This window comes from Bosea sp. NBC_00550, assembly GCF_026020075.1.
Taxonomy (GTDB): Bacteria; Pseudomonadota; Alphaproteobacteria; order Rhizobiales; family Beijerinckiaceae; genus Allobosea.
In genome coordinates, this window is sequence record NZ_CP102772.1 from 4,941,254 (window position 1) to 4,967,955 (window position 26,702).

Here is a 26,702-nt window from a genome sequence, read left to right on the forward strand (position 1 = left end):
CACGGCGTGGATATCGTGATGGGGTGGCAGAGGGAGCTGGACGAGGATGCCGTGAACATCGGCGGCAGCGTTCAGGCGCTCGATCTCGGCAATGAGCTCGTCGGCCGAAATTCCCGCATCGAATGCGACGAGCGTGGATTGGATGCCGATTTCGGCGCAGGCGCGGATCTTGTTCGCCACATAGACGCGCGAGGCGGCATTGTCGCCGACGAGGATCACCACCAGATGCGGGACAACGCCGGCTCTGGCGGCGAGCGCGGAGACCCGCGCGGCGGTTTCGGCACGGATGTCGCGCGCGATCTCGCGGCCGTCGAGGATCCTGGCGCTCAAGTGAACCTCCGATGGTGGATGGCACTGCGCTGCGGTCGGCGGCGAATTTCACCGGCACGCGCGGCTCCTAGCGGAAGATGACCGTGCGTCGGCCGGCCAGCATCACCCGCCGTTCGATGTGCAGGCGTAGCGCACGCGCTAGGACCACGGCCTCGATGTCACGCCCGACGCTGACGAGATCGTCAGGCGCGAGCGAATGATCGGCGCGGGCGACGTCCTGGTCGATGATCGTGCCTTCGTCGAGATCGGGCGTCACGTAATGCGCCGTCGCCCCGATCAGCTTCACGCCGCGCTCATAAGCCTGATGGTAGGGCTTGGCGCCCTTGAAGCTCGGCAGGAACGAATGGTGGATGTTGATCGCCCGCCCGTCGAGCGCGCGGCAGAGGTCGTTGGACAGCACCTGCATGTAGCGGGCGAGCACGACCAGCGACGCCTCGGTCTGCGCGACGATCTGCAGCAGCTTTGCCTCCTGCTCCGCCTTGGTCGCCGCCGTGACGGGCAGGTGGTGGAACGGGATGCCGTAGTTCTTCGCCAATGGCTCGAAATCGCGGTGGTTCGAGACGATCGCCGGAATCGTGATGTTGAGGTTCCCCGTCGCCTGGCGGAAGAGCAGGTCGTTCAGGCAATGGCCGAAGCGCGAGACCATCAGGACGACCCGCTGCGGGCGCGTTGCGTCGATGGCGTCCCAATTCATGCGGAAGGTGCCGGCGACGCCGTCGAATTCGCGCCGGAAGGCGGCCTCGTCGAAGCGCTCGCCCGCAGCAAAGGCGACGCGCATGAAGAAGCGGCCGTCGCGCGGATCGCTGAACTGCGCGCTCTCCAGGATGTTGCAGCCGTGCCGGTAGAGCACCCCGCTGACGGCGTGCACGATGCCGGGCCGGTCCTCGCAGGACAGGGTTAGGATACGGGCTGGCTTCTGCACGACGATGTCCCGGGGCATGGCGGGCGAGAGCGGCGTGAGATCGGTCATGCCCGCGCTCCGCGTGCCGGCTTGCGATCGAGCGGCGCCGCAAGACTGGCGGTGACGGGTATTGCCGTGCCCGCGAGGTCGATCGCCCATTTGCGCGCGTTGAGCCAGGCCTGGTCGATCGGCCCATCGCTCTCGGCCCAGCCGAGCGCAACGATACCGTCGAGGGTCGCGCCGAACGCCGCCGAGGTGATCTCGCCGACCGGCTTGCCATCGGCCAGGATCGCCTCGCCGCCCCAGGCCATCTGGCCGTCCGGACGAGGGCCGACGAGTGCAATCAGCCGCTTGGTACGCGGCGCGGCGCGGGCGGCGACGAGAGCATCGCGGCCAAGGAAATCGCCCTTGTCCAGCTTCACGGCGAAGCCGAGACCGGCCTCGTAGGGATTGACGTCCGGCGTCAGCTCGCGGCCCCAGGCACGGAAGCCCTTCTCGATGCGCAGCGAGTCGACGGCATAGTATCCGACATCGACCAGGCCGAGATCGGCGCCGGCCTCGTGCAGCGCATCGTAGATGGCGGGCGCGAATTCGATGGGAACATAAAGTTCGAAGCCATCCCCCAGATAGGAGCGGCGGCAGGCCCAGCTTGTGGCATAGCCGATCGTGATCTGCCGGATCGCGTTGGCCGGGAAATCGGCGAGGTCGAAGGAGGCCGGCGAGACGCGGCGGAGTATCTCCCCGACCTTGGGGCCGGCGAGCGACAGCACGGCATAGGCCGAGGTCACATCCGTCAGCGTCACGCCCTCCGGGAGCTGGCGCCTGATCCAGTGCGCGTCGCGGGTCGCCTGGGCCGTGCCGGTCAGAAGGAGATAGGTGTCGGGCCCGATGCGGGCGGCGGTGAGATCGCTCTCGAAGGTGCCGCGCGCGTTGAGCAGGGCGGTGTAGACCGAGGTGCCCACCGGCACGGCGACATCGTTGGCCGCCAGCCGCTGCAGCGCAGCTTCGGCCTGCGGCCCCTGCAGCAGGAACTTGGCGAAGCTGCTCATGTCGACGAGCCCGGCCGCCTCGCGGCAGGCGCGATGCTCGGCCGCGACCGTATCAAACCAGTTCTGCTGCCCGAAGGAATAGCGGATCGTGCGCTCGTCCTCGTCGCGGGCAAAATAGTTCGCGCGTTCCCAGCCCATCTTGGATCCGAAGACGGCCCGCTTGGCCGCGAGGCGCTCATAGAGCGGCGAGCGCCGGAAGGGCCGGGCGGTATCGAGCTCGCGGTTCGGCCAGGGCATGGCGTAGTGGAGGCCGAGCGTCTCCTTGATCCGGTCCTTCAGCCAGGCCGGGTTGTTGTTGAAATCGGCGAAGCGGCGGATGTCGACGGGCCAGAGATCGCTTGTCGCTTCGCCCTCGACGATCCATTCGGCGAGCGCCTTCCCGGCACCGCCGGCCGAGGCGATGCCCATCGAGTTGAAGCCGGCGCCGACATAGATGCCGGCGACCTCAGGGGCCTCGCCAAGAAGGAAGTTGTTGTCGGGCGTGAAGCTCTCGGGGCCGTTGAGGAACGTCTTGATCTCCGCCGTCTCCAGCGCCGGCACCCGCTGCAGCGCGTTCTCCATCAGGATCGAGAACTGGTCCCAGTCATCCGGCAGGAGCTGGAATTCGAACGGATAGGGAATGCCGGCCATGCCCCAGGGCTTCGCATCCGGCTCGAAGCCGCCCATGACGAGGCCGCCGACCTCCTCCTTGTAGTAGGTGTAGCCGTCGGGATCGCGCATCACCGGCAGGTCCGGCGTCACGCCCTCGATCTTGCCGGTGACGATGTACATGTGCTCGGCCGAGTGCAGCGGCACCGACACGCCGCACATCTGCCCGACCGCACGCGACCATTGCCCGGCGCAGATGGCGAGGACCTCGCATTCGACCCGGCCCTGGTCGGTGAGAACCGCCTTGACCCGCCCCTTCTCGGTCTCGACGCCAAGGACGCGCACGCCCTCCCGCACGATCGCGCCGCCTTTGCGCGCGCCGCGCGCCAGCGCCTGGGTGATGTCGGCCGGGTTCGCCTTGCCGTCGCCGGGGAGCCAGACGCCGCCGACGAGATCGTCGGTGCGCATCACAGGCCATTTGTCGCCGGCCTCCTTCGGGCTGAGCTCCTCGATGTCGACACCCTGCGCGCGCGCCGCCGAGATCGTCCGGCGCAATTGCGTCATGCGCTCGGGCGTGCGGGCGACGGAGACCGAGCCGCAGCGCTTCCAGCCGGTGGCGAGTTCGGTCTCCTGCTCCAGCGAGGCGTAGAGCTCGGTCGAGTAGCGGATCAGCCGCGTCATGCTCGACTGGCTGCGCAACTGCCCGACAAGACCGGCCGCATGCCAGGTGGTGCCCGAGGACAGGCGCCCCTGCTCGAGCAGCAGCACGTCGCGCCAGCCGAGCTTGGTCAGGTGATAGGCGACCGAACAGCCGATGATGCCGCCGCCGATGATGACGACGCGAGATTGGGTGGGAATGGACATGAGGGCCTCCACGATAGAGGCACGCTAATGCATCGAGTCACATAAAACAACAAAAACCACAAAAACGGGCAAATTATCCAGCGAGCACGCGGACCCCGTTTTCGGCGAGCTTCGCGGCGATGGAATCGGGCGGAAGCCGGTCGACCAGCAACCCCGCGCAAGCCTCCTCGCCGGCGATCCGGCTGGGCAGGACAAGCCCGAACTTGCTGCTGTCGGCCATCAGGAAGCCCTGTTCGGCGGCGTTCAGCAGGGCGCTTCGGGTAGCGGCTCCGGCGCGGGTGTAGTCGGTGAGCCGCCCTTCCGCATCGACGCCGCCGACGCTGACGAAAGAGAGATCGGCCGAGAGGCGGGCGATCGCCCGCAGGGCCTCGGCGCCCGAGGTTGCATCCTCGTTGCGGTCGAACTCGCCGCCGATCAGGAAGACCCGGGCGTCCGGCAAGCGGCTGATAAGGCGCGCATTCTCGAGCGACGTCGTGTGGACGATCAGCCGCTTGTGGTCCGAGCGCGCCAGCGCGCGCGCCACCGCTTCGGTCGTGGTGCCGGAATCGAGCAGGATCGTCATGCCGTCGCCCAGCATCGAGACCGCCACACTGGCGATCCGCTCCTTGCCCTCGCGGTTCACCGACCGGCGGCTGGCGAAGGATGCTTCCGAACGCTCGTTTCGAATGGCCCCGCCATGGACGACCGACAGCAGACCGTCCGCCGACAAGACCTTGAGGTCGCGCCGGATGGTCTCTCGCGAGACGTCGAGGGCCCGGGCCAGCTCCTCGACGGTGACGGATTCCAGCCTGTCGAGATTGTCGAGGATGGCGCGATGCCGTCGCGCTGCGATGTCGCGTGTCATGGAAACGAGACCAGGGATCTTAGCCGACGGGGGAAACCCCGACTGCCTTATGTCGTTGGCGGGCCCTTGGCAATCGAACGACCATGGCGGGTGCAACACTGGTCTGGCGTGCGAAACCCGCTTCGGCTTTCAAAAGCCGCTCGCATCCGGAAGATCGGATATTCGGAAACAAGATGCTGATGTTGGAGGCCGATGCGTCGCCCGTCCATCGAACGCACCGCCGGTTGCGCTGCGTTCGAGGATCGGTTGCGCGATGAAATGCGCCCGGCCACCTGTCCTTAGGCAGGACGCCGGACGACCCAATAGTGCGTCGCAGTCATCGTGAAGGATAGTGGCTCAGCCCTGTAGGAGACTTCCGATATTCCCTACCAGCTGGCCCTTGGCAGCGAATGCGTGTTCGGTCTGACGCAAAATATAACCTGACGCCGGAGCTGCGATCTCCACTGCAACTGCCGATTGCCCCGCGGTCCGGTGCAATCGAGCGACGCATTGGCCCTTCTCGACCCGGTCCCCGAGCGCCACGCAATGCTCCACAAGGGCGGCAAACGGCGCCAGATACTGCCCTTCGGCGCCCGCAGTGAAATGCACCCCGGTAAACGCGGTCGGCTCCAGCTGCGGCTTGATCGCGCCGAAATCGGCCAGAGCGCGCAAGAGCCCTTCCTCCATGATCGCCAATTCCGCGGACTTCATCCGCCCGCCGCCACCCTCGACCTCGATCGAGGCGAGGCCGGCGAGCTTGGCAGCGCCGCAAGCCGTCTCGTCGATGCCGTCGACATGCTGGACGAAACGATAGCCCCAGGCCTCCATCAGCCGATTGAGCCGGGCATCGTCGACCACGCTTTTATCCGTCGCGAACCCGAACACCATCGGCACAACCGAGACGTCGCCACCTCCGGCATGGACATCGATCAGCAGGTCGACGGCCGGAAAGAGGCGCTTCGTCACGAACGCGCAGAGCCGTTCCGTCGGCGTGCCGTCCTCCTTGCCGGGGAAGTAGCGGTTCATGTTCTGGCCGTCGAAGGGAGAGAGGCGCTTGCCCTTCTGCGCCGCCGGGAAGTTGAGCGAGGGAATGATGATGACGCGTCCGGTGACGTCGGCCGGCTCCAGACGCTCGGCCAGCCGGCGCAGCACGATCTGGGCCTCGTATTCATCGCCATGGATGCCGCCGAGAAGCAGGACCGAAGGCCCTTCGCCATTGTTGATGCAGCAGAGGATTTCACCCTCGATCCCATCCAACGAACCCGCGACCGGGCCGAGATCGTAAACGGATTTGCCGGGGCGGGCGGCGTCGAAGTCGGTGAGCATGAAGTCCAATTCCTGTCCTGCGGGAGATGCGGACAGCGCCGCATCTCCCGGTCTGACGTTGACGATGTGGGAAAGTTCAGGCCGCGGCGCGGCCGAGTGCGGCGGCCTTGAGCAGTTCGGCCGGCTTGTGGAAGCGCAACGGCGAGAACGGCTCAAGCGCTTCCGGCTTCTCGCCCGTCTTGATCCAATCGGCGAACAGCTTGGTGAAGCCGAGCGAGATCGCGAAACCATGGCCCGACCAGCCATAGCCATAGATCAGATTCGACACCGCCTCCGCCTGCCCGATCAGCGGAATCTGATCGACGGCGACGGTCTCCACCCGCGATGCATCGACACTCAGGAAACTGGAATTGTCGATGAAGGGCAGCGTGTGAAGCGCGTCGGTGACGTTCTGCGTCATCGAGCTCAGCGAGCCCTTCCACAGCCCTTCCGGCGTGTAGCCGACATGCGCTCCGCCCGAGAGCATGATCACGCCGTCGGGAAGCTGCTTCACGGCGAGCCGGCGATGCGCGTGGGAGAGCAGATGGTTGACCGTCTTGTTCAGCGGGTTCGAAACGAAATGCATCTGCGGCATGAGGTTCCAGACCGGGCCGAGTTCATGCGGCTTCAGAACCGGCTTCAGCAGGGCCTCGGCACCGGCATTGGCGACCACGACCAGCCGCGAGCCGACGGGAATCGTCTCCCCACTCGCGAGCTTCACGGCCGTTGCGATGCCGCGCGTCTGCACGATCTCGGCGACCTTGGCGCCCGTGCGGATGACGGCACCAGCCTTGGCGGCCTCCTTGGCGAACTGGCGCGTGGCAACGGTGTGGTCGCCGACGCCGTCATGGGGGCACCAGATCGCGCCCAGGATGCCGGGCGCGAGCTCTGGCTCGCGCGCCAGCGTCTCATCGCGCGAAAGAACTTCGGATGGCGAGCCCAGGCTCGACTGGGCAGCCGCCGTCGCCTCCATGCGCCCGCGCACCTCGTGCTCGCGATGGCCGTAGGACACGTCATAGATCTTGAGACCGCCGACGCGCCGATAGCCGACTCCGCCCTCGAACTTCGCCTGATAATCCGCCCAGAGCTGCTGGGCGATGGCGCAGACCGGCAACTCGCGCAGATCGCGACCATTGGCGCGCACGCCGCGCTCGCCAGGGCCGCCCGAGGCGCCACCGGCGATCTCGCCAGCCTCGAGCAGGGTGACGCTGCGGCCGGATTTCGCGAGCTGGTAGGCCAGGCTCGTCCCGTAGATGCCGCCGCCGACGATGACGACCTCGGAGGCGCTATGATGATCGGACATCGATCCTATCCTTCGTCTTTCAGCTATCTTGGATATGAGGGCGTTGATCCGCGAAATGGCAGCTCGCGGCACTGCGGCCCCCGGGCGCAGGGTGGAGGGCAGGGGTGTCTTCTACGCAGATGCGTGGCAGGAGTCCGTCCGGAGTAGCCACGCTCGGCAGCCCCTCGGCGGCACGCTGCCTGGCGAGCGGGCAGCGCGTGTGGAAACTGCAGCCGCTCGGGATGGCGAGTGGACTCGGGATCGAGCCTTCCAGCATGGCGAGCGATTGGCCCCGACCCGACGGCGTTGCGGGCGCGGCGATTGCCATGAGGCTGCGCGTGTAGGGATGACGCGGCGCGCCGCAGACCTCCTCGACATCGCCCTGTTCGACGAAGCGGCCGAGATACATGACCCCGACCGCATCGGCCATGTGGGCAACCAGGGCGAGGTCGTGAGTGATGACGATGTAGGTCAGGGCGAGCCGCGCCTGGAGCTCTGCGAGCAGGTTGATGATCTGCGCCTGGACCGAGACGTCGAGCGCGCTCACCGGTTCGTCCAGGACGAGGATGTCAGGCTCGCAGATGATGGCGCGGGCGATGGCGACGCGCTGACGCTGACCACCAGACAATTCATGCGGATAGCGGGCGAGATGCGCCGCATTCAGCCCCACCATCGCGATGACGGCGTTGATGCGTTCGGACCGGGCGACACGTTCGCGGTGCAGGCCATGCACGGTCAACGCCTCCGCAAGCGTGTCGGACACGGTCATCCGGGGATCGAGCGACGCGCGCGGGTCCTGCAGCACCAGTTGAACCTTGCGCCGAAGCGCGCGCAGGCCCGGCTTGTCGAGGCTCGAGAGACGCGTGCCATCGACGACGACCTCACCGGCGGTCGGCCTCAGCAATCCGACGATCAACCGAGCGAGCGAACTCTTGCCGGAACCCGATTCCCCCACGATGGCGAAACAGCTTCCCCGTCGGACGCTGAAAGACACGCCGTCGACAGCGCGCACCACCGGCGCCGCGACACGGCTCAGAATCGCCTTCCGGCCACCAAAATGCCGGCTGACGCCGTCGACAACGACGACGTCGTCGACCTCGGCGGCCGGGCGGCGCGGCGGGCGGACAGCCGCGTTCATTGCAGGCCCTCCTCGGCGAAAGCGCAAGCGACGATCCGGCCCGCCAATGGACGCGGCTCCGGCTCCTGGCCCGCGCATGCGGGCCGCCCCTGTGTGCGCGGGCAGCGCGGACGGAAGGTGCAGCCATCGGGAAAGCGGCCGACCAGCGGCGGCTCGCCGGGAATGCTGCGCAGGGGTTGGCCACGGCTCTCGCCGCTGCCCGGAGCAGAGGTGCGCAGCGCCACTGTGTAAGGGTGCAGCGGCCGCTCCAGCATGGTTGCGACTTCGCCGCTCTCGACGATGCGGCCGGCGTACATCACGGCCACGTCGTCGGCGAAGCGAGCGACGAGGCCAAGATCGTGCGTGACCAGCAGCACGGCCATCCCGCGTTGCGCCTGGATCTCGCGCAGCAGGACGAGAATCTGCTGCTGGATCGTGACGTCCAGCGCACTGGTGGGCTCGTCGGCGAGCAGAACCTGCGGGTCCTGGGCAAGCGCGATCGCGATAACGATGCGTTGCTTCATGCCGCCCGAGAACTGATGCGGGTACATGTCGAGACGCCGCTCGGGATCGGCGATCTTGACGTCCTTCAACAGCGCGATGCAGCGCTGCCTGACGGTTTGCTCATCGAGACGCGTTCCCGTGCGCACCGCTTCGGCGAGCTGGTCCCCGATCGTCAGCACCGGGTTCAGCGCGCTCGCCGCGTCCTGGAAGACGACACCGATCTTGAGTCGTCGCAATTCGCGCAACGCCTTGGCGGAAAGTCCGAGCGTCGGCTCGCCACCGAGGCTGATGCTGCCTTGGGTGATCGCGATCTCCTGCGGATTGGCGAGGGTGCCGATCGCACGCAGCAAAGTCGATTTGCCGGAGCCGGATTCGCCGACCAGCGCGAGCGTCCGGCCGGATTGGATCGCCAGGTCGACGCCGCGAACGACGTCGAGCAACCCGTCGCCGGTCCGGAACGCCATGCGCAGGGCCTTGACGGAAACAGCGCTCTCATCGGCTGCAGGCTTGTCGCGGATGATGCTGGGTGCCGCGGCAGGTCGGCGGCGCAGGAACGCGAACAGGGGCGCCCGGCGGCCGCTCCGCCGGCTGGTCGGGTCGTAGATCACGCGCAGCGCCTCGCCGAGAAGATTGAAGGCGAGCGCCGAGACGGCGAGGAACAGCCCCGGAAAAGTCGCCAGATAAGGGTGGCTGCGAATGTAGGAACGGCTTTCGCCGAGCATCGTGCCCCATTCCGGGAAAGGCGGCTGCGTGCCGAGCCCGAGAAATCCGAGGCCCGAGGCCGAGAGCAAGGTCGATGCGAAGAGCAGCGTCGAGAGCGTCAACAGCGTGCCGGCGATGTTCGGCAGCACATGGCGCAGAATGATGCGCATCGGACTCGCACCAAGGGCCGCGGAGCCCTCGATATAGGGCTCGGCCAGGATGCTGAGCGTCACGGCGCGGGCCGTACGTGCGAAGACGGGGATCGAGACCACGCCAACCGCGATGATCACGTTCTGCGTGTTGGCGCCGAGTATCGCCACGACCGCCAGCGCGAAGACGATGTCGGGAAAGCTCAGCATGATGTCGATGACGCGCATCAGCAGTGCCTCGATCCAGCCGCGCCGCCAGGCCGCGAGGATGCCGAGCGGCACGCCGATGAGGAACGCGACGGTAACGCCGCCGACGCCGATACCGAGCGTCGCGCGCGCTCCGATCAGCACACGGCTGAAGACGTCCCGCCCGAGCTGGTCCGTGCCGAACCAATGCGCTGCAGAAGGCGGGCGAAGCGTCTGCGCGAAGTTCTGGCGGAAAGCATCCTGCGGAGCCAGCATGGGCCCGAAGATCGCGAGCAGCAGATAAAGCACGACCAATGTCAGGCCGATCGCGCCCTTTGGCTGGGCGAGGATGCGCCGCAACAACGTCCAATGCGGGCGTGGCGCGAGCGCCGCAGGGGCCGGGGGACGGTGGAGGGCGGCAGGCGCCATGTCCTGGACCACGCTCATGCCGGCCTCTCTTGCTCACGCGTGCGCGGGTCGAGCCATTGCGTCAGCAGGTCGGTGACGAGGTTGATGAGGACGAAGAAGACCGCGAACATCAGGATCGCGTACTGTATGACCGGATAGTCCGCGCGCGACACCGCATCGACGAGCAGCCGCCCGACGCCGGGGATGCCGAAGACGGTTTCGGTCACGACCGAGCCGCCGAGCATGCCGCCGAACTGCACGCCGGCGACGCTGACCGCCGCGATCAGCGAATTGCGCAGCGCGTGGGCGAGCACGACACGGGTTTCGCTCAGCCCCTTGGCGCGGGCCGTATCGAGATAGTCCTTGCCCATCGCCTCGGTCAGGCTCGCCGCGACAAGGCGACTGAACATGGCGGCGGGGCGTGTGGCGATCACGAGGATCGGCAGGACGAAATGCGCGGGCGTCGAGGCTCCGGCTGCCGGCAGCCAGCCGAGATTGACCGCGAACAGCCAGATGCAGAGCAGCCCGAGCCAGTAGATCGGCATCGAGATGCCGGCGAGCGTCAGCACGGTGATCGCCGCATCCGCCGCCCCGCCCGGACGCATGGCGCTGACGATGCCGGCGAGCGTGCCGACGAGGACACCGATCGCCAGGCCGCCGATCGAGACGATCAGCGTGTTGGGCAAACGCTCCGCCAGCTCGACGACGACCGGGCGATGGGTGCGGAAGGAGGTCGCGGCAGCCGGATCCCAGATGCCGCGGATGAAATGCCCGTAGCGTGTGAGCAGCGGCTCGTTGAGACCGAGGAACTTGCGAATGCTCTCGATCTCTTCGTTCGACGCGGTCGGCCCGGCAAGGATCTGCGCCGGGTCGCCCGGAATGAGGTCAACGAAGAAAAAGACGAGCAGCGAGACCGCAAACAGCGTCGGCAGCGCTCCGCCCAGGCGTCTGAGGACGAACATCGTTCCGCCTCCGCTTCCGGCGCTACTTGAGGGTGACCTTGTCGAAGACCAGCGTTTCGTTGGGCTGGACGGCGAAGCCCTGCACGCGGTTCGCCACGCCGATCGCCTGGGTTTGGTACCAGAGGAAGAGGAAGGGCTGATCCTTCCACACGATCTCCTGGATCTCCCCGTAGATCTCCTTCTGTTTGGCCGGGTCGGTCGCAGCGCGGCCTTCCTTCAGAAGCCCGTCCACGCGCGGATTGGAATAGCCCGTGCGGTTGGCGCCGACGCCGGTGAAGAAGAGCCGATAGAGCGTGTAGTCCATCCCCGCCGTGGCGCGCCCGACCATGCCCATGTTGTCCGTGCGCTGCGCGGGCTCCATGCCGACGACCTTGGTCCAGGTGCCGCGATCAACGACAAGCGGCGTCGCCTTGATGCCGACATTCCCTAAGGACCCCGCCAGCGCCTGGCAGACCTGGACGTCCTTGATGTAGCGCCCGGTCGGACAGGTGAAGCTGAGCGCGAGCTGGCCCGGCTTGTAGCCGGCCTCCGCCAGCAGCTTCTTTGCGCCTTCGGGATCGAACTGGAGCAAGGGGAAGGTCTTGCGCAATTCATCCTGCGTGCCCGGGCCGACCATGCCGACCGATGGCGTGCCCAGCCCGCCCAGAACGCCCTTGGCGATGCCGTCGCGATCAATCGCGAGGTTCAGAGCCTTCCGGACCTTCGCATCGGCGAGCGGACCGCGCAGGACCATCTCCATGTTGACGGAGAACATGCTCGGCGGCGTCACGACCTTCGCGCTCTTCAGAGCGTTGATCGCGTCGATCGACTCCGGCGGCACACGCTCGACGATGTCGGCCGCGCCGGTTTCCATCAAAGCCATGCGCGAGCCGTCTTCGGGCACGACGCTGAAGTCGATCGCTTTGAGCGTCGCGGGATAGTCGCCCGCATATTTCGGGTTCGGCACGAGCCTGAAACCTTCGCCGCCGACGAAGCGCTCCACCATGTACGGACCGGAGCCGACCGGCTTGCGGCCGTACTCGGCCCCCATCTCCTTGAGCGCCTTGACGTTGACGATGCTCGCTGCCGTGTTGGCGAGCAGCATCAGGATATGGCCGTTGGGTTCGGCGAGATGAAACTCGACGGTGTCTTCCCCGACGGCCTTGATCGTGCCGAGCGAAGCGTAAAGGCCGCGATAGATCGAGCCCGTCTTCTCGTCCAGCATGCGATTGAAGCTGGCGGCGACGGCCTCGGCATTCAGCGGATCGCCGTTGCTGAAGGTCCTGCCGGGCTTGATCTTGACGGTGAACACCTTGCCGTCGGGCGAGAAGGACGAGTCGGTGGCCAGGCTCTTCTGGACGTTGTTCTGCGGGTCGAGCCGATAGAGCCCTTCGAGCACGGCCAGGTCGACCGCGTTGCCCACGGGAAGATCGTTGAAGGCGGGATCGAAGGTCGCGGGATCGGCACCCACCGCCACGCGCAAGACGCCCGCAGGCTGGGCGAAGGCTTGCACGGCGGCCAGAGACAGACCGGCAACGAGTGCCGCCACGGTGGAGGAATGACGAAGGCTGCGCATGTTCTGCTGTTCCCCAAGCTGGCAATTTCGGCGGTCGCGCGAGTGTGGGCGAACGGCTAGGCGTCCACCGCTTTCACGATGCGAAGTCAGTCTTTGGTTTCTTGGTCGCCTTCCTGCTCATCCTGTCGAGATACGGATGGCGGCGACGAAAGCCAGCAGATCACAGCTTTTGATCTATCTCAAATTCATAAATTTACGATCTATATGAATTGAGGTTATGCTCTCCCATGCATTACCGCCAGGTCGAAGTCTTCAAGGCCATCATGGATTCCGGCTCGATCACCGAGGCGGCCAACATCCTCCACATCTCCCAGCCGGCGGTCAGCAAGGCTCTCAAGCTGCTGGAGGCCGAACTCGGCCTGCGCCTCTTCGCCCGCACGACCAAGGGCATCGCAGCTACCGAGGAGGCTCGCCTGCTCTATACCGAGGTTGAGCGAACCTATTTTGGCATGCAGAACCTGTCGCGTTTCGCCGCCAGCCTTGGAGACCGCAAGCAGGGCCGTATCGTCGTCAGCACGATCCCCGCGCTCGGCATCGGCTGGCTTCCAGCGATGGTCGCCCGTTTCTCTGCAGCGCATCCGGACGTGGCGATCACGCTGCATTCGAGCAATTCGGTTGATGCCGCGCGCCTGGTCGGAAGCGGCGAGATCGATCTCGGCATCGCCCAGCTCCGAAGTGAGGAATACAACCTCTCCCGGCGCAAGCTCTTCGATCTCGAAGGCATCATCGCGCTGCCCGAGGGACATCCGCTCGCGCGCAAGCCTGCCATCGAGGCCCACGACCTCGATGGCGAGACGATCGTCGCCCTCGGTCCGGACGACGAATTCCGCCGCAAACTGACCCAGGCCCTCGAAACGGCGGGCCAGCACCCGCGGACCATCATCGATGCGAGTCTCGGCCTTACGGTCTGTGCACTTGTCGCCGCCGGATGCGGAGTCGGCATCGTCGACAGCGAGGCCGCCCGAGAACGCGACAATCGCGGCCTTGTATTTCGCAGCTTCCGGCCTGCTATACGCGTCCCGATCTTCCTTTTCCGCCAGCGCGGCCGGCCCACCAGCAGGCTCGTCGAGGCCTTCAGCGCCGGACTCAAGCCTCCGCCGCCTTTCTCCAATGCTCCGGTCTAGGTCATCGCATTGCGAGACGGCCGCGAATATTCACTGCGCCGAACCGCCTAATCCTGATCACAAATACGCGGCGGACGCATTCCTGCGAGGGGACGGATGGCGATAAATCTCAGGCACGTCGAACTCTTCCGCCACATCATGCGCTTCGGCACGCTGACCCAGGCAGCCGAGATGATGTCCGTTTCGCAGCCCGCCGCCAGCAAGATGCTGTACCAACTCGAACGCGGCACCGGCATCATCCTTTTCCAGCGGACGAAAGGACGGCTCAAGCCGACGCGGGATGGCGAATTGTATTTCGCCGAGGTTCAGCGGACCTGGGAAAGCGTCGAGCGTCTCGAGCGGATGACGAAGGACATCCGCGAGCTCCAATTCGGACGTCTCAATCTCGGCGTCATGCCGATGCTGGCCGGGACGATCGTGCCGCCCTTGCTGACGCGCTTCTGCCGGAAGCACGAAAAGACGGCGGTCAAGCTGCATTCGCGCAGCTCCGATCGCATTATCGAATGGGCCATCGCCGGGCAGATCGATCTCGGTATCACCGAGCATTCCACCCCGCATCCGAACGTGATCTGCCGCATGATCGCGCGCATTCCCAATGCCTGCGTCTTCCCCGACGGCCATCGTCTGGCGAGCCGGGAGAGAATCCGGCCGGAGGACCTCGACGGCGAAAGCTTCGTATCGATCGGGTCGGCCGACCGCCGCGCAGCAATCGAGAAGGTGTTCGAGCAAGCAGGCATCCTGCCGCGCATGTTCATCGATGCGCCGATGGCCAACGTCGCTTGCGCGATGGTGGCTAGCGGAGCCGGGATTGCCCTCGTCGACGAGGTCAATGCGCAGCAATTCGTCGGCCGAGGCCTCGTCGTGAGGCCTTTCGCTCCGGAGATCTTTTCGCCCGTCTGGCATGTGCGCCCCAACAGCCTGATCAGCTCCTCCCTGGCCGAGGCGCTGATGCGGGACATCGAGGACGAATTCGAGCGGCTCGGCTATCGCGTCGATCCATGAGGTGCATGGCCGCGGCGCCGGCGGAGATCATAACCTCAGGGAATGAACTGGCAAAATCATATTCTTTGACGCCCTGATTTTGCGTCCATACGCTGACCTTCATTGACATAGATCAAATAAACCGACCCGGTTTTGGGCGTGCCGAACAGCATGTCTGGAACACAGGAGATCTATGTCAAAAATAAACTGAGGGTGTTGTTCCGGATGCGAATCGCCGTCTTTCTAGCGAGAAGGCTGATCTTTGCGATCTTGCTGATGCTCGGAGTCAGCGCGGCGATCTTCTTCCTGGTCAACGCCATCGGCAATCCGATCGAGTTGATGATGGCCGAGACGCCGGGCATGACTGGCGAGGTGATCGAGCGGATGAAGGCCTATTACGGGCTCGACCATCCCCCGCTCACCCGCTACCTGCTCTGGCTCGGGCGGCTGGCGCGCCTCGATTTCGGCACCAGCATCGTCTACAACCAGCCCGTCGGATCGCTGATCCTGACGTGGGGCTGGGAAACGCTAAAGATCCAGCTACCCGCGATCCTGATCGCTCTCGCTGTCGCAATTCTCTTCGGAATCACGGCCGCGCGCCGCCAGCATTCGCGCTCGGATTTCGCGGTGATGGGCACCGCGCTGCTCGGCCAATCACTGCCGGCCTTTTTCCTCGGCATCCTGCTGATCTTCGTCTTCTCGTACACGCTCGACTGGCTGCCTAGCTACGGCGCCTATTCGACGCGAAACCCGCTGTGGGGCAGCCCCGTGTTCGATGCGCTCTGGCACATGGTGCTGCCAGTGGCGATGCTGACATTCTTCAACACCGCGACGCTGACGCTGCTGATGCGTTCCAACATGGTGGACGTGTTGAAGAGCGACTTCATCGCGGCAATGCGCGCCAGCGGCATTCCCGAACGACGCGTCATCTTCGTTCATGCGCTGCGTGCGGCCTTCATCCCGATGCTGACCTATCTCGGTCTGCTGATCGGCCTGATGCTCGGCACGGCGCCGGTAACCGAATCCGTCTTCACCTGGCCCGGGCTCGGCTACCTCTACATCTCGGCGATCCACCAGCTCGACTACCCCGTGATCATGGGCGCGAGCGCGGTCATCGCCTTCATGCTGATCTGCACGACGCTGCTGACGGACGTCATCTACGTCCTCATCGATCCCCGCATCAGCCTGGAGTGAGCTGCGTGACCGACCAGACGATCACGAGTCAGCCGCCTGTCGCGAAGTGCATCGCCAAGCCGGCCAAGGGCATCTGGCGACAGGGTTGGCAGCGCTTCAGCAGAAGTCGCACCGGCATGCTGGGGCTGGTTCTCGTGATGCTTGTCATCGCAACCGCCGTCGTCGGCCCGTTCCTCGCACCCTTCGATCCGCAGGACCAGAGCCCGATGATCGACCCCGGCGCCAAGGCACCGCCCAGCTGGACGCATCTGCTCGGGACCGATCGCATGGGCTACGATGTGCTGAGCCGCCTGATCTACGGCGCCCCGACAGCTCTCGCGGTCGGCCTCGGCGCCATGTCGATCGCCTCATTGATCGGCGTGCTGGTTGGTGGATTCGCCGGCTATCGTGGGGGCACGACGGATGAAGTGCTGATGCGCTTCACCGACTTCTTCCTGGTCATCCCGGTCTTCGTGGTCATTCTTGCGGTGGTGCGGCTGCTCGGGGTCACGGTCGTCAACACGCCGCTCGAGAGCGTGCCCTATCTCAACCTGAGCGTGATCATCCTGCTGATCGGCGTCTTTTCCTGGGCGCCGATCGCACGGATGACCCGCGCGGAATTCCTGCGGCTCAAGAACCAGGAGTTCGTCGAGGCGGCGCGATGCATCGGCGCGACATCCGGTGACATCCTGTTCCGCCATATCCTGCCCAATGCCTTGCCTTCGCTTGTCGTCATCATCGCGCTTGGCATCGGCGGCGCCGTGCTGTCGGAGGCGATGATCGGCTTCCTCGGCTTCGGGGATCCGGCCGCCGTGAGCTGGGGCCAGCTTCTCTACTTCAACTACGAGGCTTTGAAGGTCGCGCCCTGGGCCTCGCTCAGCCCCGGTGCGGCGATCTTCCTCACCGTTCTCGGATTCAATCTCCTGGCTGACGGCCTGACCGACGCCTTCAACCCGCGGGCGAAAAGCTGATGACGAGCCTCGCTGCCGAAAGACAGGCTGAAGCCGCTTCGCCGGGACGGTCCGAAGCTGCAAAAACACCGGCGCCGGTGCTCGTCTCCGTCGAAAACCTGCGTATCCAGTTCCCGCCCTGGAGCGCGCCGGTGCGGATCGTCGACGACGTCAGCTACCAGGTTCGTGCCGGCGAAACGATGGGCATCGTCGGCGAGTCCGGCAGCGGCAAGACGCTCTCCAGCCTGGCGATTCTCAACCTGCTTCCGCCTCCAGGGCGGATCGCGGGCGGGCGCATCGTCTTCGAAGGCGAGGATCTGGCGGCCAAGTCGCAGCGAGAGATGCAGAAGCTGCGTGGCCGGCGCCTGGCCATGATCTTCCAGAACCCCGGCTATTCGCTCAACCCGCTGTTGACGGTCGGCGCCCAGCTCGCGGAGATCTTGAAGGTCCACGAAAAGCTGCCGCGTGCTGTTGCACTCCAACGGGTAGAGGAGCTGTTCCGCCTCGTCGGAATCACCGATCCGGGCCCGCGCCTGTCGCAATATCCGCACGAGATGAGCGGAGGCATGAAGCAGCGGGTCTGCATCGCACGTGCGCTGCTGTGCAATCCGGCTCTGGTGTTGGCCGACGAGCCGACGACCGCCCTCGACGTCACCATCCAGGCGCAGATCCTCGATCTGCTCGAGGAGCTGAAGCAGCGCCTGGGCATGTCGATGATCTTCGTCACGCACGACATGGGCGTGGTCGCGCGCATCGCCGATCACATCACCGTGATGTATGCGGGGCAGGTCTGCGAGACCGGCGACAAGCACGCCGTTTTCGCCCGCCCGTCCCACCCCTATACGCAGGCCTTGCTCGCCTCGACGCCGCGGATCGACAAGCGCTACGCCATCGACGCCGCGGGGCGCCGCGAAAGGCTACCGACAGTCGGCCTCGCTGCGACTCCGGGGCAAACGCTCAGCGGCGGCTGCCGTTTCGCCGGTCGCTGCCCGGAAGCGATGCCGGAATGCTCCCGTCTCGTGCCACAGGCCGCGGCGATCGAGTCCGGCCGCGTCGTCCACTGCCTGAAGCGCGGCAGCACGGGGGTGCCCGGCCATGGTTGAGACCTTGATCGAACCGATGGCCGAAGCGCGTCAGCGGGTCGCGCAAAAGCCGCTTCTCAGCGTCGACGGGCTGGTGAAAAGCTACCCGCTGCATCGGCGAGGGCTCTTCCGCCAGAAGGTCACGGGCGAGATTCGTGCCGTCAACGACATCAGCTTCGACCTCGGCATCGGCGAGACGCTGAGCATCGTCGGTGAGAGCGGTTGCGGCAAGACGACGGCCGCACGCTCGATCCTGCATCTGGTCGCGCCGACATCCGGGTCGATCCGTCTCGGCGACACCGATGTATGCGAGACGTTCGGCCGGGATCGCCGGCCTGATGTCCTCGCGCTACGCCGGCAGATGCAATATGTTTTCCAGGATCCCTATCTCTCGCTCAATCCGCGCTGGAGCGTCCGGCAGATTCTCTCCGAGCCGCTGCGGGTCCATAGCCTTCTGCCGCAGTCGCAATGGGAGAGCGCGGTCGACGCCCTGCTGGAGCGCGTCGGCCTTCCGGCTGAGCATGCCGACCGCTATCCGCACGAATTTTCCGGCGGCCAGCGCCAGCGCATCGGCATCGCCCGCGCACTGGCGGTCGAGCCGCGTCTATTGATCTGCGACGAACCGGTTTCCTCGCTCGATGTCTCGGTGCGTGCCCAGATCCTCAACCTTCTGGCCGAACTGCAGGAGGAGCTGAAGCTCTCCTATCTCTACATCTCTCACGATCTGAGCTCGGTACGCTTCCTGAGCAACCGCATTGCCGTGATGTATCTCGGCAATCTGGTCGAGGTCGGAGACGTCGACGAGATCTTCGCGCGTCCGCGCCATCACTATACCGCTGCCCTCATCTCGGCGATCCCGGTGCCGGATCCGGTACGGCAGAAGCCACGCGACGCGATCAGCGGCGAAATCCCCAGTGTCGTGAAACGCCCGCCCGGCTGCGTCTTCCATACCCGCTGCCCGGCTGCCTTGCCGGTCTGCTCCCAGCAGGTTCCGCCGCTGTCCGCGCCGGACGGCACCCACGCCTTTGCTTGCCACAATCCGCGCTGAACGCGGACCACCACAGGACCATGCCATGATGAACGTCATCGTCGTCGGAGCCGGAATCGTCGGCAGCTCGGTTGCCTATCGCATCGCGCAAGGCGGCGCGAAGGTCACGGTGCTGGAGGCTGACCGCATCGGCGGCGGTACCTCCGGCGTCAGCTTCGCCTGGACGAATTCCAACAATAAGACGCCGCGTCCCTATCACGACCTCAACGTCGCCGGCATGCGTGCCCATGCCGCGCTGAAGGAGGAATTCGGTGCGACGCCGTGGTTCCATCAGAGCGGCAGTCTCGAATGGCGCGTCGATCCGGCAGATGTCGCGGCGCAAGCCGAAAAGGTCGTGCGGCTGCTCGAATGGGGCTACGACGTCCAGATTATCGACAAGAAGCGGCTCGGCGAGCTGGAGCCCGAGATTGCGCTGGACGCTGTCCCTGATGCCGCGCAGATCGTCTTCTGCCCTGAGGAGGGCTGGGTCGACCCGGTTCTCTATGCCGGCACGATGCTGCGAGCCGCACGCCAGCGCTACGGCGCCGCCATCAGGACAGGGGTCAGGATTACCGGCCTGGAGACGCGCAACGGCCGTGTGATCGGCGCGCGAGACGATAGCGGCGCGCTCCATGAAGCCGATCTGGTCATCAACTGCACCGGGCGCTGGTCGAACGAGACGGTCAGCCAGACCGTGCCGAACATTCCGCTGGCGCCCACGGTCGGTTTCCTGGTCTTCACCCCGCCGGTCGGCGTCGAGCTGCGGCGGCCGTTCCATGCCCCCGATGTCGATGTTCGTCCGGACGGCGCCGGCCGGCTGATGGTGCGCAAGGACTCGCTCGACGACCGCTTCGCGGCGCTCGAAAGCCGCACGCCGGACTGCGAGGAGGCCCGGATCGCCATGGAAAGCGCCGCTGAAATCCTGCCGGGCCTGAAAGGCGTCAAGGCAGAGGCGGTGCGGACGACGGTGCGGCCGATTCCGGCAGACGGGCTCTCGACCGTCGGGCCGGCGCGCGGTGTCGATGGCTATTACGTGGTCGTGACCCATAGCGGCGTCACGCTTTCGCCCTTCCTAGCGCAGGCCGTGGCGGACGAGGTGCTGCACGGGCGCCAGAGAGCCGAACTCGACCAGTTCCGCCCGGCGCGCTTCCAGGCCTGAAGACACCGGGGCTCCGGTTTCCAATCACACAAAAGAAGGGGAAAGCGATGACTGAGAAATCGACGCGACGTGATGTTCTCAAATGGACCGGGGCCGGAGCGGCGGCGCTCGCGGCTGGCGGGCTGCCGGAGCCTGCCTTGGCCAAGCCGCCCTTCTTCAAGCTCTATCTGATGATCTTCAACAACCTGCAGTCGCGCATGATCTGGACCGACCTGATCGGCAAGCAGTTTGCGCGGCTCGGCATCGACGTCAACGCCAGCTACCAGCCTCCTTCCGTCGTGATCGCCAGGCGCGCAAACGACAGCGGCAAGACCCATGTCGAAGGCGGCTTCGACATGTATTCCGAGAGAATCTACTATAGTGGCTTGTCCCCGAGCCCCGAAACGCTGTTTCACAGCAAGAACATTCCGCCCAACGGACAGAATTATTATCGCGTCGCGGACAAGCAGATCGACGAGTCGATTGAGAGATATTCTCGCGCCGTGACGGCGGAAGACCGCAAGGCGGCGATGAATGCGTTCGTGAAGCGCTGGTACGAGATCGAGCCGCTCCATATGGTCTTCTATCCGGAGGAGGTGATCATCACCAACCCCAAGCTGAAGGGCCTGGAATCGACGACCTACAACCCGGTCTTCTATCCGCGCCCCGAGGACTGGACGATCGAGGGCGCCACCGGCGACGTCACCGCCACTTTCGCATCCTGGCAGCCGCCGAGCCAGCTCATCCCGATGTATGGCAGCGGCTACAACGAGGCCAACATCTTCGGCCCCGCCTACAACGCGCTGATGGAATACGACAGCTGGGCCAACAAGAAGCTGGTTCCGGCACTGGCGGAATCGGTCAAGGGCTCGGAAGACGGCAAGACCTGGGTGCTGAGCCTGCGCAAGGGCGTGAAGTGGCATTCCGGCGAGGAGTTCACGGCCGAAGACGTGAAGTTCACCTGGGATACCATCATCGATAAGGCCTATGCGAGCCTGTTCCAGGCGCCGCTCAGCACGGTGATGGGCTCGTCGGACGCATACAAGATCACCGGCACCCACGAGATCACGGTCACGCTGCCGCAGCCGAACGCGATGTTCCTCGACTTCCTGATGCCGGTCATCGCGATCATGCCGAAGCATGCCTACAAGGGCCTGAAGCCGGAGGAGCTGCGTGGCCATGTAATCAGCACCTGGCTGGGCACCTTCCCGGTTAAGACCTCAGACGGCAAGGTCTTCGAAGCCAAAGGCGCCGTCGGCACCGGGCCGTGGATCCCGCAGGGTTTCGATCCTTCCCGCAAGGCCTACAAATACAGCAGGAACGAGAACTACTGGAAAAAGACCGAAGGCAACGTCAAGACCTTCTATGTCGTCAACATCCAGGGTGCGGATGCCCTGCTCAGCGCCATCAAATCCGGCGCCATCGATGCTCACGACCCGATGTATGACGTCGGCGGCCTGCTCGACACGGTCGATGCGTCCTGGGGCAAGGTCAATCGCTTCGACTCGTTCAAGTGGATGCAGACCTGCCTCAACATGGACCATCCGGTGTTCGGAACCGGTGTGGAGACGCCGCTCGGCAAGCAGGATCCCAGCCGCGCTGCCGAGGCCGCCGTGTATGTCCGCAAGGCGATGAGCCACATGATCCCGCGCGAGCAGATCATCAAGAACGTGGTCTCGGGGTTCGGCAAACCAGGCACGGTGCCAATGCCCTTCACCTCCGAATACTACGATCATGATGCGCTGAAGCCGATCTCCTACGACTTCAACCTGGCCAAGCAGTATATGGAAAAGGCCGGCTACAAGTATTGACGCCAGCGGCGTCCAGCAGGCAGGCCGGACATTGATGCCCGGCCTGCCCCGAAACCACCAACAACTCCCAAGGATCAGGACGATGCGTGTCGCAGTGCTCGGTGCGGGCTCGATTGCCTATGGCAATGCCGCTCTTCTTTCTTCTCTCGGCCACGAGCCGGTTCTGTGGTCGCCGTCCGGCAAGAGCGGCCAGAGCATCGCCAAGGGCGAAGCGCTGACCGCGACGGGCAGCCTGTCCGGCAGCTTCAAGGTCGCCATGGCCGCGAGCGCGGCCGAGGCTGTAGCCGGTGCCGGCGCCGTGCTCTTCGCCCTGCCGGCGAACGGCCACCGCAAGGCCATGGACGCCGCGGCCGCCCATCTCGTCTCCGGGCAGGTCGTCATCATCAGCTCCCATACGTCGTTCAGCGGTCTCTACATAGCGCGCAGGATCGCCGAGCGCGGCCTGGACGTACCCGTCGTCGTCTGGGGAACGACCGTGACCGCGGGCCGCAGAACCGGCGATGCCAGCGTCAACGTTTCGACGATCCGCTCGAAGGTCGACATCGCCACAATCCCCGTCTCGGCTTCCGAGCGCGGCATGAAAACCTGCCAGGAGCTGTTCGGCGATCGTTTCGTCCAACGCGACGACGCGCTTGCGATCTCGCTGTCGAATCTCAATCCGCAGAACCATCTCGGCATCGCGTTGTGCAACTTCACGCGCATGGAGCATGGCGAGACCTGGGGCCAGAACGAAAACAACACCGATTCCGTCGGCCGCCTCCTCGAAGCCCTCGACGCTGAGCGCCTCGCGATTGCGGAGGCCGCAGGCTACAAGGTGCGCACCATTCGCGAGCACTATAACCTCTCCTTCCATGTCGAGCCCGGCCCCGTGGGCGAGATGGCCCGTCAGCTTGCCGCGCGCGGCAATGGCGGCAACGGGCCCAGCAACATCGATACGCGCTATGTCCTGGAAGACGCACCCTTCGGCCTGCATCCGACAGTCCTTCTCGGCAAGATGGCTGGCCGCCCCGCGACGCTGCATCAAGCCGGCGTCGACATCTTCTCGGCGCTCTACGGCAGGGATTTCGCGGCGGAGAACGACCTGCTCGCCGATATCGGCCTGGAAGACATGTCGCTGGGCGATCTGAAATCGCTTGTCCGCGATGGCTGGACCAGCAAGCGCGCGGCCTGAGGGCCGACCGCGGCATTCTTGAACGGATAGGGATCATGACTGAGATCATTGTAGTCGGTGCCGGCGTCCTCGGGACGTCGGTCGCCTATCGGCTCGCGCGCGCCGGCGCCAAGGTCACCGTGCTGGAAGCGACCCGCGTCGGCGGGGGCACGTCGGGCATTTCCTTCGCGTGGACGAACTCCAGCAACAAGTCGCCGCGCGCCTATCACGACCTCAACGTCGCCGGCATGAAGGCGCACGCCGCCCTGAAAGACGAATTCGGCGCGACGCCCTGGTGGCATGGCGGTGGCCGTGTCGAATGGAGAGCTGAACCGGAGCAGGCTGCCCTTAAAGCCAAGGTCGAGCGTTTGCAGAGCTGGGATTATGCGGTCGAGTGGATCGATCGCAAGCAGTTGCTCGAACTGGAGCCGGACATCGCGCCCGAGGCGATCGGCGATGCGCCGATCGCCTGGTGCCCGAATGATGGCTGGCTCGATCCCGTGGTCTATGCCCACGCGATGATGAGCGCTGCCCGGCGGCACGGCGCAACCCTGCGCACCCAGACGAGGATTTCCGGTTTGATCGTCGAGAGCGGCAAGGTTAAGGGCGTGCGCAGCGAAGGTGGCGAAAGCTTTTATGCCGATCTCGTTGTGAACTGCACCGGCCGTTGGTCGAACGACACCATCGGCTCGGACCTCCCGAACATACCGCTGGCACCGACCGTTGGCTTTCTCGTTTTCACCCCGCCCGTACCAGCGAGCATCCAACGTGTCGTCGCATCACCGGTCTGCGATTTTCGCCCGGATGGAGCCGGTCGTTTGATGCTGCACTGGGGCGCTGCCGATGCGACCGTCACGCCCGAGATCGGGGTCAACCCCGGAATGGAACAGGCCGCGGATCTCGTCGATCGCCTCACCCGCATCCTGCCGGGCATCGCACCCGTGAAGCCGGAAGCTGCGCGCGTTACTGTGAGGCCGATTCCGAAGGACGGCCTGTCAGCCATCGGACCCGTCCCGGGCGTGGAGAACTATTACGTCATGGTGACGCATAGCGGTGCGACGCTCTCCCCCGCGCTCGGCGCCATGGCCGCAGACGAAATCATCAACGCCACAGAGCGGCCCGAACTCGAGAGCTTCCGGCCCGCCCGCTTCTTTGCCTAGACCCGACGGGTTTTCGACAAGGCTGGCGTAGAGCGCGACGGTTGCGTGCGCTCTGCGCCAAACTTCTTTCGGGGAGACGCGGCCGGTGAAGAATGCCTTGCGACTGGCGGGCTCTGAACGCCGAGATGAGGAGCGGCCTGGCATCGGATTTGAGCAGGAGGTCGCGCCCCGCCTCCACGTCACGAGCCAGCATTGCAAGATGATGAGGATTTCGCCCCCCACAGGACGCGCCGAATCTGCCTCCTGACCCCGCCGCGCTCCGGCGGCCAACTTTCGGGTGATGAGCCGGAATCCGCTCATGGCGCGAGGCTGAACGATCGGCAGATTCGGGCCGAGCGTCGCAACCGGACAAATGGGGTACCTCGTCAGTTCAACGCCTGCCCCGATGCGCGACTTCTAGACTTGGCTGATCTGCGCTCAGGTTTATCGGCAGGAGGCGGATTCGAACGCTCGTCGACTGGCCGGATGTAGATGCCGTTCCCCGACTCTTGGAGCACCAGCTTGCCCCCGGCCCAGCGTGTCGCCGGGCAGTCCCCGGGGCCGCCGACCGAATAGGCACCCGTTAAATGCGCAATACGATCGACAGTGCACGAAACGTTGAGAAAGCAGTCGTCGTCGAGGGCACTGCGGGCTTGGCTGGCGGTGACGTGCACTGGGCTCGCGACTGGGTCGAGGACAACAGGCGGATAGCGCGCCATCAGGCCGAGGCTTCGGCGGGTAACAGCGCCCGACAGGCGGCGGGCGCTAGCCGCGGCTTCTCAAGCAAACACGCCCGTAAGGCCGGGCAGCCGGCGGCGGGGTGGGGTCATGGCGTCGCCTTTCTCGGCGGTGCCGCTGCAGCAATGGTCGTGGCGGTGCTTCTTGCCCCGGGAGACATCGAAAGATCCGGCTCCGCGAAGGGCAGCGCACAACGCAGTACGAGCGCTATCCGGTTGCCGAGTCGCAGCTCCGATATCGCCATCGCGTCGAGCCTGCGAGCCGGCGCCGATCATGCGGACACGCCAGCGCAGGGAAGATCCACTGAACAGGTGCCGGAGATCGCGAAGCTGCCGCAGCCGGACGCGCAACAACTCTGGAACGCACAGCGCGTCGGAATGGAGCAGGAACTGACCGAAGCCCGACGCACCATCAACATGCTGGACGCGCGCATGCGGAATGCGGCAGCAGACAGTGAATCGTCTCTGGCGCAGGAACGCGAGAAAGCGGCGGCTCTGATGCAAGAGGCGGCTGCCGCGCGACAGGGCCTGGCTGCACTGACGGCGCAACAGCAGCAGGCGAGCGCCGAGGAGCGCGGCCGCGGAGCCGGTCTGGCGAGCGAGCTGGCGGCAGCACGGCGAGACATCGAATTGAAGACGGCACAGCTGCGCAAAGCCAATGAAGAGGCGGAGCGATTCAAGCAGGCCGAAGCCGCAAAGGGCGCCGTGGCGCTCGAACAGGAGCGACAGAAGACGGCGGCGCTCGCCGACGTCGCAACAGCGCGCAAGGACCTGAACGCGACCAAAGAGCAGCAGCGCCAATCGCTTGAAGAGGAACGGGCGCGAAGCGCCGGATTGGCGAGCCAGCTGGCAACGGCGCAGCGTGCGATCGAGACGCAGACGGCACAGCTACGCAAAGCCGGCGACGAAACGGAGCGGTTCAAGCAAGCCGAGGCCGCAAAGGGCGCATCTGCGCTCGAACAGGAGCGACAGAAGGCCGCAGCCCTCGCCGAGGTTGCGGCAGCGCGCAAGGACCTGAACACGGCGCGGGAGCAGCAGCGCCAGGCGCTCGAAGAGGAACGCGCGCGAAGCGCGGGACTGGGCCAACAATTGGCGACCGCGCAGCGTGCGACCGAAGCGCAGACGGCTCAGTCTCGTAGTGCCGGTGAGGAATCCGGCAAACTCAGGCAGGCAAGCGAGAGGACGATCGCGGAACTGCGGCAGGCCCTGCAGTCGGAACGCGAACGGATCGCCGTCATGGCCGTGGAACTCGCGGCCGCTGCGCCCGTCATCGCTCTCGCTGAAGCGCCCGCAGCTGTCGCGCAAGTCAACCAGGCGCCCGAACCGCCAATGGCGGCGCCGGTCGTCGTGGCGGTCGCGCCTGTGCAAGCTGCGGCTTCGGATGTGCAAGGCAACCCGGAAGCGACGCGGTTGATCGCGCGGGCGAGCGCGTTGCTCGGTCAGGGCGATATCGGATCTGCGCGGGCCGTGCTCGAACGTGCGGCGGAAACGGGCAGCGCTCGGGCGAGCTTCATGCTCGCCGAGACATATGATCCCGGCATCCTGTCGGCCTGGGGCACCTATGGCACGCGCGGCGAAGTGACGAGGGCGCGCGAGCTTTATGCAAAGGCGCAGGCTGGGGGGATTCAAGAGGCCAAGCAACGCGCCGACGCACTGCTTCGATAG

20 protein-coding genes and 1 pseudogene are annotated in these 26,702 nt (G+C 65.5%); 11 read left to right on the forward strand and 10 right to left on the reverse strand.

What is annotated here, in order from left to right:
* Positions 1 to 27: 27 nt before the first annotated feature.
* From NWE53_RS29925 to NWE53_RS23515, 10 genes and pseudogenes are all read right to left on the reverse strand, one after another.
* Positions 28 to 330 (reverse strand): annotated as a pseudogene (locus NWE53_RS29925) (tetrahydrofolate dehydrogenase/cyclohydrolase catalytic domain-containing protein); the annotation flags it as partial.
* Positions 331 to 397: 67 nt separating this feature from the next.
* Entirely contained in the window at positions 398 to 1,270 is an 873-nt protein-coding gene (gene purU / locus NWE53_RS23475; RefSeq protein WP_265054998.1) for a formyltetrahydrofolate deformylase, read from the reverse strand.
* A 26-nt stretch (positions 1,271 to 1,296) separates the two neighbouring features.
* Entirely contained in the window at positions 1,297 to 3,732 is a 2,436-nt protein-coding gene (locus NWE53_RS23480) for a GcvT family protein (RefSeq protein ID WP_265051737.1), read from the reverse strand.
* A 73-nt stretch (positions 3,733 to 3,805) separates the two neighbouring features.
* On the reverse strand, positions 3,806 to 4,576 hold the full coding sequence (locus NWE53_RS23485) for a DeoR/GlpR family DNA-binding transcription regulator (RefSeq protein WP_265051738.1): 771 nt from the start codon (positions 4,574 to 4,576) through the stop codon (positions 3,806 to 3,808).
* Between the two features lie 336 nt (positions 4,577 to 4,912).
* Positions 4,913 to 5,881, reverse strand: a complete 969-nt coding sequence (locus tag NWE53_RS23490; protein WP_265051739.1) for a M14 family metallopeptidase — start codon at positions 5,879 to 5,881, stop codon at positions 4,913 to 4,915.
* A 76-nt stretch (positions 5,882 to 5,957) separates the two neighbouring features.
* Entirely contained in the window at positions 5,958 to 7,163 is a 1,206-nt protein-coding gene (locus NWE53_RS23495; RefSeq protein WP_265051740.1) for an NAD(P)/FAD-dependent oxidoreductase, read from the reverse strand.
* A 19-nt stretch (positions 7,164 to 7,182) separates the two neighbouring features.
* Positions 7,183 to 8,280 carry an ABC transporter ATP-binding protein gene (locus tag NWE53_RS23500; protein WP_265051741.1) on the reverse strand — a complete coding sequence of 366 codons (1,098 nt, stop codon included), beginning with the start codon at positions 8,278 to 8,280 and terminating at the stop codon, positions 7,183 to 7,185.
* Complete coding sequence (locus tag NWE53_RS23505; protein WP_265051742.1) at positions 8,277 to 10,247, reverse strand: dipeptide/oligopeptide/nickel ABC transporter permease/ATP-binding protein; 1,971 nt, start codon at positions 10,245 to 10,247, stop codon at positions 8,277 to 8,279. The genes NWE53_RS23500 and NWE53_RS23505 overlap by 4 nt, the downstream gene beginning before the upstream one ends.
* The gene (locus NWE53_RS23510) at positions 10,244 to 11,170 is read right to left on the reverse strand and encodes an ABC transporter permease (RefSeq protein ID WP_265051743.1); all 927 of its coding nucleotides are present in this window, start codon (positions 11,168 to 11,170) and stop codon (positions 10,244 to 10,246) included. Before NWE53_RS23510 ends, NWE53_RS23505 begins: the two co-directional genes overlap by 4 nt.
* A 22-nt stretch (positions 11,171 to 11,192) precedes the next feature.
* A complete protein-coding gene (locus tag NWE53_RS23515) occupies positions 11,193 to 12,725 on the reverse strand; it encodes an ABC transporter substrate-binding protein (RefSeq protein WP_265051744.1) in 1,533 nt (510 codons plus the stop codon).
* Positions 12,726 to 12,952: 227 nt separating this feature from the next.
* Between NWE53_RS23515 and NWE53_RS23520 the strand changes: the two genes are divergently transcribed.
* From NWE53_RS23520 to NWE53_RS23570, 11 genes are all read left to right on the forward strand, one after another.
* Positions 12,953 to 13,849 (forward strand): LysR family transcriptional regulator, encoded by an 897-nt coding sequence (locus NWE53_RS23520; protein ID WP_265051745.1) that lies wholly within the window; start codon positions 12,953 to 12,955, stop codon positions 13,847 to 13,849.
* 96 nt (positions 13,850 to 13,945) lie between these two features.
* Positions 13,946 to 14,851 (forward strand): LysR substrate-binding domain-containing protein, encoded by a 906-nt coding sequence (locus NWE53_RS23525; RefSeq protein ID WP_265051746.1) that lies wholly within the window; start codon positions 13,946 to 13,948, stop codon positions 14,849 to 14,851.
* A 255-nt stretch (positions 14,852 to 15,106) separates the two neighbouring features.
* The gene (locus NWE53_RS23530) at positions 15,107 to 16,024 is read left to right on the forward strand and encodes an ABC transporter permease (protein ID WP_265051747.1); all 918 of its coding nucleotides are present in this window, start codon (positions 15,107 to 15,109) and stop codon (positions 16,022 to 16,024) included.
* A 5-nt stretch (positions 16,025 to 16,029) separates the two neighbouring features.
* Positions 16,030 to 16,974, forward strand: coding sequence for an ABC transporter permease (locus tag NWE53_RS23535; protein WP_265051748.1), 945 nt, complete (start codon positions 16,030 to 16,032; stop codon positions 16,972 to 16,974).
* Complete coding sequence (locus NWE53_RS23540) at positions 16,974 to 18,056, forward strand: ABC transporter ATP-binding protein (protein WP_265051749.1); 1,083 nt, start codon at positions 16,974 to 16,976, stop codon at positions 18,054 to 18,056. Before NWE53_RS23535 ends, NWE53_RS23540 begins: the two co-directional genes overlap by 1 nt.
* Complete coding sequence (locus NWE53_RS23545; RefSeq protein WP_265051750.1) at positions 18,049 to 19,083, forward strand: ABC transporter ATP-binding protein; 1,035 nt, start codon at positions 18,049 to 18,051, stop codon at positions 19,081 to 19,083. The genes NWE53_RS23540 and NWE53_RS23545 overlap by 8 nt, the downstream gene beginning before the upstream one ends.
* A 25-nt stretch (positions 19,084 to 19,108) precedes the next feature.
* Entirely contained in the window at positions 19,109 to 20,221 is a 1,113-nt protein-coding gene (locus NWE53_RS23550; RefSeq protein WP_265051751.1) for an NAD(P)/FAD-dependent oxidoreductase, read from the forward strand.
* Between the two features lie 47 nt (positions 20,222 to 20,268).
* On the forward strand, positions 20,269 to 22,011 hold the full coding sequence (locus NWE53_RS23555; protein ID WP_265051752.1) for an ABC transporter substrate-binding protein: 1,743 nt from the start codon (positions 20,269 to 20,271) through the stop codon (positions 22,009 to 22,011).
* Between the two features lie 82 nt (positions 22,012 to 22,093).
* Positions 22,094 to 23,182 carry an NAD/NADP octopine/nopaline dehydrogenase family protein gene (locus NWE53_RS23560; protein WP_265051753.1) on the forward strand — a complete coding sequence of 363 codons (1,089 nt, stop codon included), beginning with the start codon at positions 22,094 to 22,096 and terminating at the stop codon, positions 23,180 to 23,182.
* Positions 23,183 to 23,217: 35 nt separating this feature from the next.
* Positions 23,218 to 24,321, forward strand: a complete 1,104-nt coding sequence (locus NWE53_RS23565; RefSeq protein ID WP_265051754.1) for an NAD(P)/FAD-dependent oxidoreductase — start codon at positions 23,218 to 23,220, stop codon at positions 24,319 to 24,321.
* Between the two features lie 566 nt (positions 24,322 to 24,887).
* Complete coding sequence (locus NWE53_RS23570; protein ID WP_265051755.1) at positions 24,888 to 26,702, forward strand: coiled-coil domain-containing protein; 1,815 nt, start codon at positions 24,888 to 24,890, stop codon at positions 26,700 to 26,702.